The 14,243-nt window shown below is 67.2% G+C and carries 15 protein-coding genes; 5 read left to right on the top strand and 10 right to left on the bottom strand.

The window, feature by feature from the left end; translation table 11 throughout:
- Positions 1 to 18: 18 nt before the first annotated feature.
- Positions 19 to 1,155 (bottom strand): flavodoxin-dependent (E)-4-hydroxy-3-methylbut-2-enyl-diphosphate synthase, encoded by a 1,137-nt coding sequence (gene ispG / locus EQZ23_RS14120; RefSeq protein ID WP_128455070.1) that lies wholly within the window; start codon positions 1,153 to 1,155, stop codon positions 19 to 21.
- Between the two features lie 118 nt (positions 1,156 to 1,273).
- On the opposite strand from ispG, the gene EQZ23_RS14115 reads away from it, so the two are divergent.
- The 4 genes from EQZ23_RS14115 (at position 1,274) to EQZ23_RS14100 (ending at position 4,783) form a co-directional block, all read left to right on the top strand.
- Positions 1,274 to 1,795, top strand: coding sequence for a DUF1993 domain-containing protein (locus EQZ23_RS14115; protein ID WP_128455069.1), 522 nt, complete (start codon positions 1,274 to 1,276; stop codon positions 1,793 to 1,795).
- Positions 1,796 to 1,878: 83 nt separating this feature from the next.
- A complete protein-coding gene (locus tag EQZ23_RS14110; protein WP_128455068.1) occupies positions 1,879 to 3,018 on the top strand; it encodes an acyltransferase in 1,140 nt (379 codons plus the stop codon).
- Complete coding sequence (locus EQZ23_RS14105; protein WP_128455067.1) at positions 3,015 to 3,935, top strand: isoaspartyl peptidase/L-asparaginase; 921 nt, start codon at positions 3,015 to 3,017, stop codon at positions 3,933 to 3,935. Before EQZ23_RS14110 ends, EQZ23_RS14105 begins: the two co-directional genes overlap by 4 nt.
- A complete protein-coding gene (locus EQZ23_RS14100) occupies positions 3,932 to 4,783 on the top strand; it encodes a S1/P1 nuclease (protein ID WP_128455066.1) in 852 nt (283 codons plus the stop codon). The genes EQZ23_RS14105 and EQZ23_RS14100 overlap by 4 nt, the downstream gene beginning before the upstream one ends.
- A gap of 183 nt (positions 4,784 to 4,966) precedes the next feature.
- Here the strand turns inward: EQZ23_RS14100 and pal are convergent, their stop codons facing one another.
- From pal to EQZ23_RS14055, 9 genes are all read right to left on the bottom strand, one after another.
- Complete coding sequence (pal, locus tag EQZ23_RS14095) at positions 4,967 to 5,494, bottom strand: peptidoglycan-associated lipoprotein Pal (protein ID WP_128455065.1); 528 nt, start codon at positions 5,492 to 5,494, stop codon at positions 4,967 to 4,969.
- Between the two features lie 51 nt (positions 5,495 to 5,545).
- Positions 5,546 to 6,916 (bottom strand): Tol-Pal system beta propeller repeat protein TolB, encoded by a 1,371-nt coding sequence (gene tolB, locus EQZ23_RS14090; protein ID WP_128455064.1) that lies wholly within the window; start codon positions 6,914 to 6,916, stop codon positions 5,546 to 5,548.
- 224 nt (positions 6,917 to 7,140) lie between these two features.
- Positions 7,141 to 8,175 carry a cell envelope biogenesis protein TolA gene (locus tag EQZ23_RS14085; RefSeq protein WP_128455597.1) on the bottom strand — a complete coding sequence of 345 codons (1,035 nt, stop codon included), beginning with the start codon at positions 8,173 to 8,175 and terminating at the stop codon, positions 7,141 to 7,143.
- Positions 8,176 to 8,188: 13 nt separating this feature from the next.
- Positions 8,189 to 8,626: a protein TolR gene (tolR, locus tag EQZ23_RS14080; protein WP_128455063.1), complete on the bottom strand. Its 438-nt coding sequence runs from the start codon at positions 8,624 to 8,626 to the stop codon at positions 8,189 to 8,191.
- Between the two features lies 1 nt (position 8,627).
- Entirely contained in the window at positions 8,628 to 9,320 is a 693-nt protein-coding gene (gene tolQ / locus EQZ23_RS14075) for a protein TolQ (protein ID WP_128455062.1), read from the bottom strand.
- The gene (locus tag EQZ23_RS14070) at positions 9,317 to 9,775 is read right to left on the bottom strand and encodes a YbgC/FadM family acyl-CoA thioesterase (RefSeq protein WP_128455061.1); all 459 of its coding nucleotides are present in this window, start codon (positions 9,773 to 9,775) and stop codon (positions 9,317 to 9,319) included. The genes tolQ and EQZ23_RS14070 overlap by 4 nt, the downstream gene beginning before the upstream one ends.
- Positions 9,776 to 9,847: 72 nt before the next feature.
- Entirely contained in the window at positions 9,848 to 10,606 is a 759-nt protein-coding gene (locus EQZ23_RS14065; protein WP_128455060.1) for a hypothetical protein, read from the bottom strand.
- A gap of 469 nt (positions 10,607 to 11,075) precedes the next feature.
- Positions 11,076 to 12,095 carry a nitronate monooxygenase gene (locus EQZ23_RS14060; protein ID WP_128455059.1) on the bottom strand — a complete coding sequence of 340 codons (1,020 nt, stop codon included), beginning with the start codon at positions 12,093 to 12,095 and terminating at the stop codon, positions 11,076 to 11,078.
- 97 nt (positions 12,096 to 12,192) lie between these two features.
- Positions 12,193 to 13,446 (bottom strand): aspartate kinase, encoded by a 1,254-nt coding sequence (locus EQZ23_RS14055; protein WP_128455596.1) that lies wholly within the window; start codon positions 13,444 to 13,446, stop codon positions 12,193 to 12,195.
- A gap of 52 nt (positions 13,447 to 13,498) precedes the next feature.
- Between EQZ23_RS14055 and ubiG the strand changes: the two genes are divergently transcribed.
- Positions 13,499 to 14,239, top strand: coding sequence for a bifunctional 2-polyprenyl-6-hydroxyphenol methylase/3-demethylubiquinol 3-O-methyltransferase UbiG (gene ubiG, locus EQZ23_RS14050; protein ID WP_240663581.1), 741 nt, complete (start codon positions 13,499 to 13,501; stop codon positions 14,237 to 14,239).
- Positions 14,240 to 14,243: the final 4 nt, after the last annotated feature.

Below are 14,243 nucleotides of genomic sequence, written 5' to 3'. Positions count from 1 at the left end.
TGGAGCCTATCACGGGACCTACTCCGCCGCCACCGGCACCAGCGCCGCGGCGGCTTCGTCTGCCGCCTCGATCTCGGCGGCCTTGGCTTCGACCAGGCGGACGATGTGGTCGACCATGTCGGCGTCCTGGACGTGGTGGTCGGTGACGCCCGAGAGGTACACCATGTGCTTGCCGTTGCCGCCGCCGGTGATGCCGATATCGGTCTCGCGCGCTTCGCCCGGGCCGTTCACCACGCATCCGAGCACGGACAGCGACATCGGCGTGCGGATATGCTGCAAGCGCTCCTCGAGCGCCTGGACGGTGCGGATCACGTCGAACCCCTGGCGTGCGCAGGACGGGCACGACACGACGCGGACGCCGCGGTTGCGGATGCCGAGCGCTTTCAGGATCTCGAACCCGACGCGGACCTCTTCCTCGGGCTCGGCGGAAAGCGAGACGCGGATCGTGTCGCCGATGCCGTACCAGAGCAGGCTGCCCATCCCGATCGCCGACTTCACCGTGCCGCCGACGAACCCGCCCGCCTCGGTGATGCCGAGATGCAGCGGGCAATCGACCTGTTCGGCAAGCTGCTGATACGCCGCGACCGCGAGGAACAGGTCGGAGGCCTTCACCGCGACCTTGAACTCGTGGAAGTCATGGTCCTGCAACAGCTTGATGTGATCCATCGCCGACTCGACCAGCGCGTCCGGGCAAGGCTCGCCATATTTCTCGAGCAAATGCCGTTCGAGCGAGCCGCCATTGACGCCGATCCGGATCGCGCAGCCGTTGGATTTCGCCGCGTCGACGACTTCCTTCACGCGCGACGCGGAGCCGATGTTGCCCGGGTTGATGCGCAGGCAGGCCGCGCCCGCATCGGCGGCTTCGAGCGCGCGCTTGTAGTGGAAATGGATGTCCGCGACGATCGGCACGCGGCTCGCGCGGACGATCTGCTTGAGCGCGGTGGTCGATTCGACGTCGGGGCAGCTGACGCGGATGATGTCGACGCCGGCGTCTTCGCAGCGGCGGATCTGATCGACCGTCGCCTTGACGTCATCGGTCGGGGTGTTGGTCATCGTCTGCACCGTGACCGGCGCGTCGCCGCCGACGGGGACGTTGCCGACCATGATCTGGCGGCTCGTGCGGCGGGTGATATCGCGCCAGGGACGAAGGGACATGGGGATTCCTCGGGAGGTTCGCCGCCGTATATAGCGACTTGAAGGCAGGAACGGAACATCGCTGGTCGAGGCTGCCGCCGTCCTCCATAACAGGGCCTATATTGCAGGAGAGCGATCGATGACCTTTTCCCTCTACGATGCGACGATTCCCTCGAACCTACAGATCCTGCGCGCGGTCGATGCGCTGATCGACAAGGCCGAGGCGTTCGCCGTCGAACGCGGCATCGAGCCTGCGGCGTTGATCGATGCGAAGCTCGCCGAGGACATGCTGCCGTTCGGCTATCAGGTGAAATCCTGCGCGGCGCATTCGGTCGGTGGGATCGAAGGCGTCCGCGGCGGCGTCTTCTCTCCCGATCGAGGCGCGTGGCCGACCGATTTCGCAGGGCTGCACACGGTGTTGCGCGACGCGATCACGACGCTGGAGGCGATCGACAAGGACGAGTTCGACACGCTGGCGGAGAATGATACGAAGTTCGAGTTCGGCACGTTCGTCATGCCGTTCACCGGCGCGAACTTCCTGTTGTCGTTCTCGCAGCCCAATTTCTATTTCCACGCGACCACCGCCTACGCGATCCTGCGCGCGCAGGGCGTGCCGATCGGCAAGCGCGACTTCCTCGGCACGCCGCGCATGAAGGCCTGAGCCGGCCAAGGCTCGGCCGACACCGGGAACGGATGAGCCGCCGCACGCTTGCGGCACCGCGCCCCGCCCCGTAGGGCCGCGCGATGACGCGGCATTACGGCATGGACTGGCTACGGATCGGCGCGTTCGCGCTGCTGATCGTGTACCATATCGGCATGGTGTTCGTGCCGTGGAACTTCCACGTGAAGTCGCTGCACGTCGAGGATTGGGTGCGGCTGCCGATGCTGGCCAGCAACGCGTGGCGGCTGACGCTGCTGTTCGTCGTATCGGGCTATGCCAGCCGCGCGTTGCTGGCGCGGTCCGGCAGCACGGGCGGGTTTTTCGCCAATCGCTGCAATCGGTTGCTGGTGCCGCTGGTGTTCGGGATTGCCGTCATCGTCCCGCCGCAACCCTGGGTCGAGCTGGTCACCAAGCATGGGTATGCCGGCAGCTACTGGACGTTCTGGAGCCACGACTATTTCCGTTTCAGCAAGCTCGCCGGGCTGTCGCTGCCGACCTGGAACCACCTCTGGTTCGTCGTCTACCTCTGGGCGTACACCGCGGTATTGACGCTGGGGCTGATCGTCGTCCGCGGTGACTGGGTGCAGCGTGTGTTCGACCGGGTGTTTGCCGGCTGGGCGGTCTTCGTGGTTCCGCTCGCGTGGCTCGTCTTCGTCCACGCCTGGTGGCTGAACATGGTCGGCGAAAGTCAGGCATTGTGGGGCGACTGGATCGCGCACGTCACCTATTTCCCGGCCTTTCTGTTCGGCTTCGGTCTCGCCCGGTCCGGACCGGCGATGGCGGCGATCGCGCGCTGGTGGAAAATCGCGGCCGTCACCGCCGTGGCGGGCTATGCCGTCGTCATCGTCATCGAGCTACGCTGGGCCGCAGGCGTGGTCACGCCGCGATGGGTCTACTTGCCCTACGGCGCAGCGCACGCGTTCGAGCAATGGGGCGGGATCATCGCGCTGATCGGGATCGCCGAACGTCATTGGAACCACGATCATCGCTGGCGCCCGATGCTGACCGAGGCGGTGCTCCCCTTCTACCTGATCCACCAGACGATCATCGTCCTCGGCATGTACGCGCTGCTTCCCGCCGGCCTGCCCGGCTGGGCGGAGTTCGCGTGCCTGCTCGCCGCGACGATCGTCGGCTGCCTCGCCTTCTACCTGATCGGCCGGAGCATCGCTCCGCTCCGCCCGCTGATCGGCTTGCGTCCCCTCCTCCCGAAAGCACCATCATGACCTGGACTCTCGTCATTCACGGCGGCGCCGGCAAACTCGATGCCGAGATGGTCTCGCCCGACCAGGACGCGGGGGCACGCGCCGGCCTGTCGCGCGCGCTCGATGCCGGATCAGCGGTGCTCGCGGCCGGCGGGGATGCGCTCGACGCGGTCGAGGCGGCGGTGCGGGTGCTGGAGGACGATCCGCACTTCAATTCGGGACGCGGCGCGGTGTTCACGCACGACGGCACGCTGGAGCTCGATGCGGCGATCATGGACGGGCGCACGCGGGCGGCGGGGGCAGTCGCGGCGGCCACCGCGACGCGCAACCCGGTCGGGCTCGCGCGCGCGATACTCGACGACGGCCGGCATGTGTTCCTCGCAGGGGCAGGCGCCGACGCGTTCTCGCGCGACCGAGCATTGCCGCAAGCGGACGCGGACTGGTTCGCGACCGACGAACGCCGTCGCCAATTCGCCGAGTTCCAGGCCGATGGCGGCGGGTTCGACGTCGACATGAAATACGGCACGGTCGGCGCTGTTGCCTGCGACTCCCACGGCCATGTCGCCGCTGCCACCTCGACCGGCGGGGTCACCGGCAAACGCTGGGGCCGGATCGGCGATACGCCGGTGGTCGGCGCGGGCACCTTCGCCGACGACCGCGCCTGTGCGGTATCGTGCACCGGCTCGGGCGAGTATTTCCTGCGCGTCGGCGTCGGCCACGAGATTGCCGCGCGGGTACGGCTGGCCGGCGAATCGCTGCAGGTCGCCGCCGACGCGGTGCTGGCCGAAGTGAAGGCGCTCGGCGGCACGGGCGGGGTGATCGTCGCGGCGCCTGACGGTGGCATGGCCTGGGGGTTCAACACCGTCGGCATGTACCGCGGCACGGCGTCTTCGCAGGGTAGCCGGACCGTCGCGATCTACGCTAACGAAGCGGCATGAAGCGCCATGTCCTCGCCGCGATCGCCTTGCTCGGCCTCGCCTCCCCCGCCAGCGCCTATTGGGAATATGGCCACGAAACGGTCGCGCAGATCGCCTATGCCAATGTCACGCCGAAGACGAAGGTGGCGATCCGTCGACTGCTCGCGCAACAGGCGCTGCTCGACACGCCCGAATGCCCGGCGGGGACGATCGAGGAAGCGAGCGTCTGGGCCGACTGCGTCAAGCCGCTCAAGACCGCCGACGGCAAGTCGCGGTTCGGGTTCGCGTATAGCTGGCATTACCAGAACGTCGACGTCTGCGCGCCGTTCGACCTGACGCCCGCGTGCAAGGACGGCGATTGCGTGTCCGCGCAGATCGACCGCGACGTGAAACTGCTGCGGGATCGCGCCACGTCGCCCAAGGACCGCGTCCAGGCGCTGGCGTTCCTGATCCATTTCGTCGGCGATCTGCACCAGCCGCTCCACGCGGGCGACCGCCACGACAAGGGTGGCAACGACGTGAAGGCGGATTACGGCATCTACGCGCCTGCGCGGTTCAATCTCCATTCGATCTGGGACGGGCCGCTGCCCGAGCGCGCCATCTCGGCGCCGCCATCGCTGGTGCGCCGGTATTCCGCGGCCGAGCGGGCGAAGGTCGGCGCGGGCACGGTTGCAGACTGGAGCCGCGAGGGCTGGGAGGTTTCGCATACCGCCTATGCGGCGGCGCTCGGCGGGGATGCGTGCGGTACGGTGCCGGCGCGGGTGAAGCTGGACCAGGCGACGATCGCGAAAATGGTGCCGGTGTCGCGCGAGGAGGTTCGCCGCGGGGGTATCCGTCTGGCGAAACTGCTCGACAGGGCTTTGGGGTAAATCTTTCGCGAAGGTCCGTGCGTTGCACCGAGCTTCCAAATCCCGTCATCCTGACGAAAGTCAGGATCCAGAGTAACGGGCGTCGTCCATCATGGCTCTGGATCCTGACTTTCGTCAGGATGACGGCGTGTAGATGGCGCGTGCTGGCATCCTAATGCCTTACCAGCACGCGCGGCACTCTCGTCAGTTCAGCACCACCGTGACCGCGCGACGGTTCGCCGCCCAGCTCTGGTCGTCCGAGCCCATCGCCACCGGGCGCTCCTTGCCGTAGCTGATCGTCGTCATCCGCGACGCCGACACGCCCTTGGCGGCCAGATAGTTCTTGGTCGCGTTCGCACGACGATCGCCAAGTGCCAGGTTATATTCGCGCGTGCCGCGCTCGTCGGCATGGCCTTCGATCGTGATGCGCTGGTTCGGGAACTTGGCCAGCCACTGCGCCTGGCTGTCGAGGATCGCGCGCGCGGTCGGATCGATGTCGTACATGTCGAGACCGAAATTCACCGTGTTCGAGCTGACCGAGCGCTGGAAGTCGGCATCCGACCCCGGCACGATCGCGCCGCCGACATTGCCGTTGTTCATGCCGGCATTGGGATCGACGGCCGCGTTGTTGTCGACCGGTGCGGGCGGCAGCACGGCGGGACGCTTCTTCGCGCAACCGGCGACGGCGATGAGCGCGGTACACGCGAGCAAGATGTTGGAAAGCTTCGACATAGATAGTCTCCCGTAGAAAGTCATATTCCCCGTCCTGCCCCCATAGCAGGTTTATGGGCGAAGCGGGCCCCAGGCCGGATCCGACCCGTCGAGCGGCGTCGGGATCTTGCGCTCGTTGACGCCCGTCAGGTCGACCGACCAGAGATCCGCCTTGCCGCCGCTGCCACGTCCAGAGCGATAGAAGTTGATGACGCGACCGTTCGGCGACCAGCTCGGCCCCTCGTCCTGCCAGTCGTTGGTGAGCAGTTTCTCGCCGCCGCCGGAGGGGCTCATGATGCCGATCCGGAAGCCGCCGCCGAGCTTGGTGAACGCGATCAGGTCGCCGCGCGGGCTCCAAACCGGCGTCGCATAGCGCCCGCCGCCGAAGCTGATCCGCTGCTGGTTCGAACCATCGGCGTTCATGACGTAGATCTGCTGCCCGCCCGAGCGATCGCTCTCGAACACGATTCGGCTGCCGTCGGGCGAATAGCTGCCGCCGGTATCGATCCCCGGCGAGTTGGTCAGGCGTTGTGGGCTGCCGCCCTGGCTCGACACACGGTAGACGTCGGTATTGCCGCCCTGCGCCATCGAGAACAGGATGTTGCGGCCATCGGGCGAGAAGCGCGGCGCAAAGGTCAGGTTCGCGTTCGCCACCACCAGCCGCTGTTTGCCCGAGCCGATGTCGTAGACATAGATTGCCGGGCGATTGTTGAGATAGCTCATATAGACGATCGACTGCTGGTTCGGTGCGAACCGCGGGGTCAGGACGATCGACTGGCCGTTGGTCAGGAAGCGGTGATTGGCGCCGTCCTGGTCCATGATCGCGAGCCGCTTGATGCGGCGACCCTTGGGCCCGGTCTCGGACACATAGACGACGCGACTGTCGAAATACGCGCCCTCGCCGGTCAGCCGGGTATAGACCATGTCGGCGCATTTATGCCCCGCACGGCGCCAGTCGGAGGGCGATACGACGAACCCGGTGCGGGTCAGCTCGGCCTTGGACGACACGTCATAGAGGTAGCAGCCGACCGTCAGATTGCCGTCGCCATTGGCGCGGATGAAGCCCTGCACCAGCGCCTGCGCGCCGGTGCTGCCCCAATAATCGAACCCGGGTGCGGTCACTTCGGGGAAGGTGACCGGGCGAAGCTGGCCCGGCGACAGTGGGGTGAACAGGCCGGAGTTGCGCAGATCGTTGGTGACGATTTCGGACAGCTGGCGGCCGAGCACGTCGGTCGAGCCGGCGGGTGTCGACACCACCGCAGCGGTCGGCATGACGGGAATCGCGATCGGCATCGGTGCGGAGATGCCGCCGGTGACGTCGACCACTAGGCCGCCGGACTGGTCGCCAGCGGCTGCGGGGGTTGGCGCGGCCGGGTCGGCGGGAGCTTGCTGGGGTGCTGGCGCGTCCTGCGCGCTGGCCGCCCCGCTCATAACGACAGCCATCAATCCGACCGACGCGAGAACCGATCGAGCCTCACGCCCACGCAACACAGCCTTCACCCCGGCGTAGGCCGGGGCCCAACCGGGGGACGCCGCTGAAAGTGCGCTGCGCATCATTACGTTGGCCTTCCCAATTGAGCCCCGGCCTACGCCGGGGTGATATTCTTCAACCGGGGTTGGGCGCGAAGGGAAAAACCCCAGGATCGATCGAGTCATAACGGACATCCTCAGCCGGGAAGTTTGTAGCGCAGGCTGAAATTGCTCCAGCCGTTCTGCACGTCATACAGGTCGTCGGGCAAACCGCGTAGCGGCGAACACCCGACAAAGGTCGCGATCGCGAGATCGTCGACGCGGTCGACATAGCGCCGGTTGTCGTCGTCGACGCCGGCATGCCCGCTGATCGTCGGCCGCGACTTGAGCGTCCCGTCGCGGTTGAGCTTCAGGTTGATCGTCACCCGGATCCGCTCGGCGCCCGGCCCCGGCGTGACCTGCCGGTTCGCGCAGGGCTGCACCTGGCGCAAGATCGCGGACCCGATGTTCGCGGCCGCCTGCGCGCCGAGCTTGGCGGCCTTGGGCGCCTCCGACTTGCTCGGTGACGGATCGGCCGACAGCCCTTTCAGGAAATTGTCGCCGAGCCGCGAGCCGCGCGGACGCGAGGTCTTGGCGTTCGCGGTCGATCCGCTGCCCTTGGTCGAGGACGGCTTGGCGGACTTGGCCGAACTCGACGAAGACTTGGCGGGGGAGTCCTTCGATTTCGTCGCCGTCTTCGCAGGGGCTGATTTTGCAGGCGCGGCCTTGGTCGGCTTGGCCTTGGCCGGTGCGGGTTGCGGTTTCACGACGGGCTTGCGCACCGGCGCCGGCTTGGCGGCGGGCTTGGGTGGCGCGGGCCTGGGTTTGGGCTGCGGCTTGGGCTCGGGTTTCGGTTCGGGCGCAGGCTGCGGCTTGGCCTTCGGCGGAGCGGGCTTGGGCTGCGGCGCGGGCGGTGTGGGATCGGGCTGCGGCTCGGGCTCCGCCTCTTGCGGGGCCGGCGGCGCGGCATCTTCGGGAGCGCCCTCGTCGGGGGCCACCGATTCGGCGGGCGCCTCGGTCGATTGCGGCGCGGTCGCCTCCAGCGCGACATCGGGCACCAGGCTGACGTCGATCGGCTGCTGCGTGATCTTGGGCGGTTCGGGCGCGCTGAGGAAGCCGAGCGACAACAGGCCGAACAGCACCACGTGCCCGACCACCGCGACGCCCAGGCCGATCTTCTCCGAACGATCCATCACCGGAGACCCATCAGTTCTGGTTGCCCTCGACGGTGACGAGCGCGACGCGGTTGAGACCGGCACGGTTGAGTTCGCCCATCACGCGCATCACGCGGCCGTAATCGAGCTTCCGGTCGGCGCGCAGCAACACCTGCGGCTCGTCGCCCACCGCGCGGCTGGCAGCGATCGACGCGAGCCGGATCGGCAGCGCGTCGTCGGCCACCTGATCCTTGTCGATGAACAGTGCGCCGGTCTCGTCCATCGAGATCTCGACGGGCTTCTGCTCCTGGTCGAGCGCCTTCGCGCGCGCGTCGGGCAGGTTTACCGGCACGCCCGCGGTCATCAAGGGCGCGGTCACCATGAAGATGATCAGCAGCACCAGCATCACGTCGACCAGCGGCGTGACGTTGATATCCGCCATCGGCGCGCGGCGCCCACGGCCGCGCGACGAAGGAAGGTTCATCGCCACCTTAGCGCGACCCGTCCAGCTGGCGGCTCAGCGTCGTGTGGAAGCCGTCGGCGAAGCGGTTGAGGCTCGCCTCGATCCGGTTGATGCCGTGGCTGAAGCGGTTGTACGCGATCACCGCGGGGATGGCCGCGAACAGGCCGATCGCGGTCGCGAACAGCGCCTCGGCGATGCCCGGCGCGACCACCGCCAGCGACGTATTCTGCGCGGCGGCGATGCTGGTGAAGCTGCGCATGATGCCCCACACCGTGCCGAACAGCCCGACGAACGGGGCGACCGAGCCGACCGTCGCCAGCACGTTCAGCCGGTCCGACAGCTTGTCGATCTCGCCTGCGACTGCTGCGCCCATCGTCGTCGCGAGCCGCTCGCGCGTGCCGCTCTTGTCGATCGTGCCGCCCGCGGTGGAGCGCCGCCACTCGGTCACGCCGGCGGCGAACACGCGCGCCGACGGAAGGTCGTTCTCGCCCTCGGCCTTGTAGAAGACGTCGATATCCTCGGCCTTCCAGAAATCGCGCTCGAACCGCACCATGGCCTTGCGCGTCTTGCCGATCCGCCGCCAGAACGCGCCGATCAGTGCCCACGTCCAGATGCTGGCGAGCAGCAGCCCGATCATCACGCCCTTCACGACCAAATCGGCCTGCAGGAACAAGTGGATCGGCGACAGCGTCGCGCTATCCATAGTCAACACCGGATTCATGCTTCCCCCTGCCAGACTAGGCGTTCGTAGATATCGATCCAGGCGCGCGGCTGGCGGCGTGGGCGACCATTGGGAGCGACCAGCGCCGCCACAATGTCCGCCTCGGCCAAGACAAGCCCGTCGCGCATGACCCTTTGATGAATGGCGACCCCGGCCGCGCGGACCTGCACGATCCGCGAGACGACCAGCAAGGCGTCGTCGAGCCTGGCGGGTGCGGCATAGCGGATCGTGACGCTGGCGATCGCGTACGAGCCTTCGCCCGCCTCGAACGCCGCGCGCTGGTCGATCCCGCCGACCCGCAGCATGTCCGAGCGCGCGCGCTCCATGTAGCGCAGGTAATTGGCGTGATAGACCGCACCCGACAGGTCGGTGTCCTCGAAATACACGCGCACCGGAAACCGGTGCTCGCGTCCATCGAAGCGGCCGCCGGTCGGTTGATCCTGTCCCTCTGCCATCGCCGCGGCTGTTAACCCAGTCTTTGCGGGGAAGCCAACCTTAAGGCGCAGCGATCGGCCGAGGCTGGAGGCTTACCGGAAGACGCTGGGGTCGAGCTTCAGCCGGGGCTGCGCGGGGGGTACCGGCTGGGAGATCGGCTGGAGCCGCGCCTGCGTGATCGTCTGGACCGGCATGTTCGCGGCATATTGGCGCGATGCGACCAGCTGTGGCGGGACCGGACGCACCGTGCGACCGCGCCATGCATCGACCGCGCGGTAGAAGTCGGTGAACGGACGCTCGAGCAACGGCAGGTTCTGCGCCGCGAACGCAGGCAGCGCCTCGGCGGTCAGACCTGTGCTCTGCGCAAGGACGGTGCCCGCCGCCGCGCAGAACCCGTCGCGTGCGGGCGACTGCGAGAAGAAGTTGTAGAGGCGGGTCATCGAATCGTCGTAGCGATCCTGCCAGTCGCCGCCGCCTGCCTTGTATTCGCTGGCATAGGTCGCCTCGGCCTTGGCGAGCACCGGCTTCTGTGCCGACAACAGCGCGTTGTAGCCGGCGACGATCGTCAACTCCTGCGAACCCCGGCAGGCGAGCGCGGCGACGTTGAGCGCGGCGCGCAGATGCCAGACCTTGGCCGACGTCGTCAGGTTGCGATTCGGCGTGGGGTAGGTGCCGTCGGCCAACGCGACCGGGATGACGATGGTCGGCGATGCACCCTTGGGCATCGTCGGCGCGGGGACCGGAACCATGATGACGGGGGGCGCGACGACCGCCACGGTCTTCGGCTTGGGCGCACACCCGGCCATCAAGCCCAGCGCGGTAAACGACAGCAATGCAAAACGACGACTCATCGCAACCACCTCATAACGTCCCCCGACGGGACACTCTTTGCAGGGATTAGGTTAACGAGACGTAAGCCGTACGCGATTTGCGGCGAGTGGAGAGGGGCTGGGGTTGGGGATTGTGCTGGGGTCGGGGGGCTGTTCATGGGATTACTTCCACCCCGGCGCAGGCCGGGGCCCAATTGGGAAGGTCGTGGTAACGGAGCACGAGCCGCACCAGCAGCGTCGCCCAATTGGGCCCCGGCCTCCGCCGGGGTGGTCCGCATATCCGCAAGGAGGTGCGTGTAGATGTCGGAAAGAGGCTTCCCTCAAGCGCCCGCCATCGCAGAAAACGCCGCCCCCTCGATCCTCCCCCGCCAGGGGGAGGTGGCGCCGCAGGCGTCGGAGGGGGAGGACACGGAACGGCGGTTTTCCTTTCCTCCCCCTCCGTCAGGCAGGAGCCTGCCACCTCCGCCTGACGGAGGGGGAGGATCAGGCGTTACGTTGCGCGCGCTTCCAGTGCGGCGGCCGCCTGTGCCATCAGCCCGGCGATGATGTCGGCGACCGGCTCCTCGCGCTTGACCATGCCGACCGACTGGCCCGCCATCACCGAGCCATGCTCGACATCGCCGTCGATCACCGCGCGGCGCAGCGCGCCTGCCCAGTAATGCTCGATCTGCAACTGCGCCTCGGCCATTTCCACGCGGCCGCCGTCGAGATGCCCGGCGACTTCGCGCTGCTTGGCGGTGAACAGCTCGCTCGACGCGTTCTTCAGCGCGCGCACCGGAATGACCGGAAGCCGCGCGTCGATCTGCACGCTGGCGATCGCATCGCGCGCCGACGCGCGGATGAACGCCTTCTTGAAATTGGCATGCGCGATCGATTCGGTCGCGCACACGAACAGCGTGCCGAGCTGGACGCCCGCCGCGCCCATATCGAGATAGCCCGCAATCGCCTCGCCGCGGCCAATCCCGCCGGCGACGAACACCGGCACCTGCTCGGCGATCTCGGGCAGCATTTCCTGCGCGAGCACGCTGGTCGAGACCGGGCCGATATGGCCGCCAGCCTCCATGCCCTCGATCACCAGCGCGTCGACGCCCGAGCGGATCAGCTTCTTCGCGAGCGCCAGCGCGGGCGAGAACGCGATCAGCTTCGCGCCGGTTTCCTTGATCGCCTCGATGCTGCCCTTGGGCGGCAGGCCACCGGCGAGCACGACATGCCCGACCTTATGCTTGGCGCAGACCGCGATCAGCTCGAACAGATCGGGGTGCATGGTGATCAGGTTCACGCCGAACGGCTTGTCGGTCAGCGCCCTGGTCGCGGCGATCTCGGTATCGAGCAGCGCGGGCGTCATCGCGCCGCACGCGATCACGCCGAACCCGCCCGCGTTGGAGATCGCGGAGACGAGGTGACGCTCGGACACCCACGACATCGCGCCGCCGAGGATGGCGACCTCGGACCCGAGGAACGCCGCCCCGCGGGCCATCCGGCGCTGGAGCCGGTCGCTACCGATGGTCATTACAAAACTCCCGTTCGTGTCGAGCCGAGTCGAGAAACCCCGCGCGATATCCGTGACATATTTCTCGACTACGCTCGAAACGAACGGACGGTGTCCGTCAAGCGGCATCCTCGGCATCGAGGCCGTACGCCGTGTGCAGAACGCGCACCGCGAGTTCGGTATAATCTTCCTCGATCAGCACGCTGACCTTGATCTCCGAGGTCGCGATCGCCTGGATATTGATGCCGCGCTCGCCGAGCGTGGTGAACATCGTCGAGGCGACACCCGCATGGCTGCGCATGCCGACGCCGACGACCGACACCTTGGCGACGCGCGTGTCGTGGACGATCGTCGCATAGCCGATCGCGTCCTTCGCCTTGTCGAGGATATCGAGCGAGCGCGCGAGATCGGCGGCGGGGACCGTGAAGGTGACATCGGTCGAGCCGGTCGAATGCGCGACGTTCTGCACGATCATGTCGACGTTGATCCCGCCGTCCGCGAGCGGCGCGAAGATCGCCGCGACCGAACCGGGACGATCGCTGACCTGCGTCAGGGTGATCTTCGCCTCGTTCTTGTCGTGCGCGATGCCGGTGATGAGCTGGCGTTCCATATCGTCGATTTCCTCTTCGCCCACGATCAACGTGCCGCGGTGACCGTCGTTAGTATCGCCATCCTCGAACGAGGACAGCACCCGCACGCGCACATTCTCTTTCATCGCCAGGCCGACAGAGCGCGTCTGCAACACCTTGGCACCGACGCTGGCGAGTTCCAGCATCTCTTCATACGTGACCTTGCTGAGTTTGCGCGCGCGGGGCACGATCCTCGGGTCGGTCGTGTAGACGCCGTCGACGTCGGTATAGATGTCGCAGCGATCGGCCTTCATCGCCGCCGCCATCGCCACCGCCGACGTGTCCGAGCCGCCACGGCCCAAGGTGGTGACGCGCTGGCCGTCCGCGACGCCCTGGAAACCGGGGATGACGGCCACGACGCCGTCCGCGAGGCTCGCGTCGAGCGCGACCGTATCGATCTCGCCGATCCGCGCCGAGCCGTGCGCGTCCGACGTGTTGATCGGCAGCTGCCAGCCGAGCCACGACCGCGCCTTGCAGCCCGCGGCCTGGAGCGCGATCGCGAGCAACCCGCTCGTGATCTGCTCGCCGGCCGAGACGACGACGTCATATTCCTTGGCATCGTACAACGACGACGCCTCGCGGCAGAAGCCGACGAGCCGGTCGGTCTCGCCGGCCATCGCCGAGACGACGACGGCGACCTGATTGCCGGCATCGACTTCGCGCTTCACGCGCGCGGCGACGTTGCGGATGCGTTCGATCCCCGCCATCGACGTGCCGCCGAATTTCATCACGATACGGGCCATGAACTGCGCAAATCCCTTTGGGTCGAAGCGGCAGCCCTGATAGGTAGCGCGCATGAAACTGGCAAGCGACACGCTCATGAACGCAACAATCGATCCGAAAGAGGCCGCGCATTTCGGCACGATGGCCGCGGACTGGTGGGATCCGAAGGGCTCGTCGGCGCCCTTGCACAAGCTCAATCCGCCGCGGCTGCGCTATATTCGCGAGCAGGTCGACGCGCATTGGGGCGGCGACGGTTCGAGCTTCACGCCGCTGGAGGGCAAGACCGCGCTCGACGTCGGGTGCGGCGCGGGGTTGCTGTGCGAACCGCTCGCCCGGCTCGGTGCGGCGGTGACGGGGATCGATGCCGCGCCCGAGAATATCGCGGTGGCGGAGATCCATGCAGGCCAGAGCGGACTGGCGATCGACTATCGCGCGGGGGGTGTCGAGGGGTTGGTCGGGCAGTATGATCTGGTCACCAGTCTGGAAGTGATCGAGCATGTCAGCGATCCGGCGGGTTTCGTGCGTGGTCTGGCACGGACGCTGGCGGAGGGCGGGTTGCTGATTTTGTCGACGCCCAACCGGACGCCGTTGTCGCGGATCGCGATGATCACGGTGGCGGAAGGTGCTGGGGTGATTCCCAAGGGGACGCACGACTGGAACAAGTTCCTGACGCCTGAGGAGCTGACTGCGCTGCTGAAGGATGCGGGGCTGCGCGTGACGGATATGCGGGGGCTGAGCTTCTCGCCGGCGACGGGGTTTGCGCTGAGCGACTCTACGAGCCTCGATTACTTCCTGACCGCGGTGAAAGTCTGACCTT

The sequence above is a fragment of the Sphingomonas sp. UV9 genome (assembly GCF_004101245.1).
In the GTDB taxonomy this organism is placed as follows: Bacteria; Pseudomonadota; Alphaproteobacteria; order Sphingomonadales; family Sphingomonadaceae; genus Sphingomonas.
This window is presented reverse-complemented; position numbering and strand designations above follow the sequence as displayed.

Coding starts and splice junctions, on each gene's coding strand:
- ispG (WP_128455070.1), bottom strand. CDS start 1,155: ATGTCCCTTCGTCCCTGGCGCGATATCACCCGCCGCACGAGCCGCCAG.
- EQZ23_RS14115 (WP_128455069.1), top strand. CDS start 1,274: ATGACCTTTTCCCTCTACGATGCGACGATTCCCTCGAACCTACAGATC.
- EQZ23_RS14110 (WP_128455068.1), top strand. CDS start 1,879: ATGACGCGGCATTACGGCATGGACTGGCTACGGATCGGCGCGTTCGCG.
- EQZ23_RS14105 (WP_128455067.1), top strand. CDS start 3,015: ATGACCTGGACTCTCGTCATTCACGGCGGCGCCGGCAAACTCGATGCC.
- EQZ23_RS14100 (WP_128455066.1), top strand. CDS start 3,932: ATGAAGCGCCATGTCCTCGCCGCGATCGCCTTGCTCGGCCTCGCCTCC.
- pal (WP_128455065.1), bottom strand. CDS start 5,494: ATGTCGAAGCTTTCCAACATCTTGCTCGCGTGTACCGCGCTCATCGCC.
- tolB (WP_128455064.1), bottom strand. CDS start 6,916: ATGGCTGTCGTTATGAGCGGGGCGGCCAGCGCGCAGGACGCGCCAGCA.
- EQZ23_RS14085 (WP_128455597.1), bottom strand. CDS start 8,175: ATGGATCGTTCGGAGAAGATCGGCCTGGGCGTCGCGGTGGTCGGGCAC.
- tolQ (WP_128455062.1), bottom strand. CDS start 9,320: ATGAATCCGGTGTTGACTATGGATAGCGCGACGCTGTCGCCGATCCAC.
- EQZ23_RS14070 (WP_128455061.1), bottom strand. CDS start 9,775: ATGGCAGAGGGACAGGATCAACCGACCGGCGGCCGCTTCGATGGACGC.
- EQZ23_RS14065 (WP_128455060.1), bottom strand. CDS start 10,606: ATGAGTCGTCGTTTTGCATTGCTGTCGTTTACCGCGCTGGGCTTGATG.
- EQZ23_RS14060 (WP_128455059.1), bottom strand. CDS start 12,095: ATGACCATCGGTAGCGACCGGCTCCAGCGCCGGATGGCCCGCGGGGCG.
- EQZ23_RS14055 (WP_128455596.1), bottom strand. CDS start 13,446: ATGGCCCGTATCGTGATGAAATTCGGCGGCACGTCGATGGCGGGGATC.
- ubiG (WP_240663581.1), top strand. CDS start 13,499: ATGAAACTGGCAAGCGACACGCTCATGAACGCAACAATCGATCCGAAA.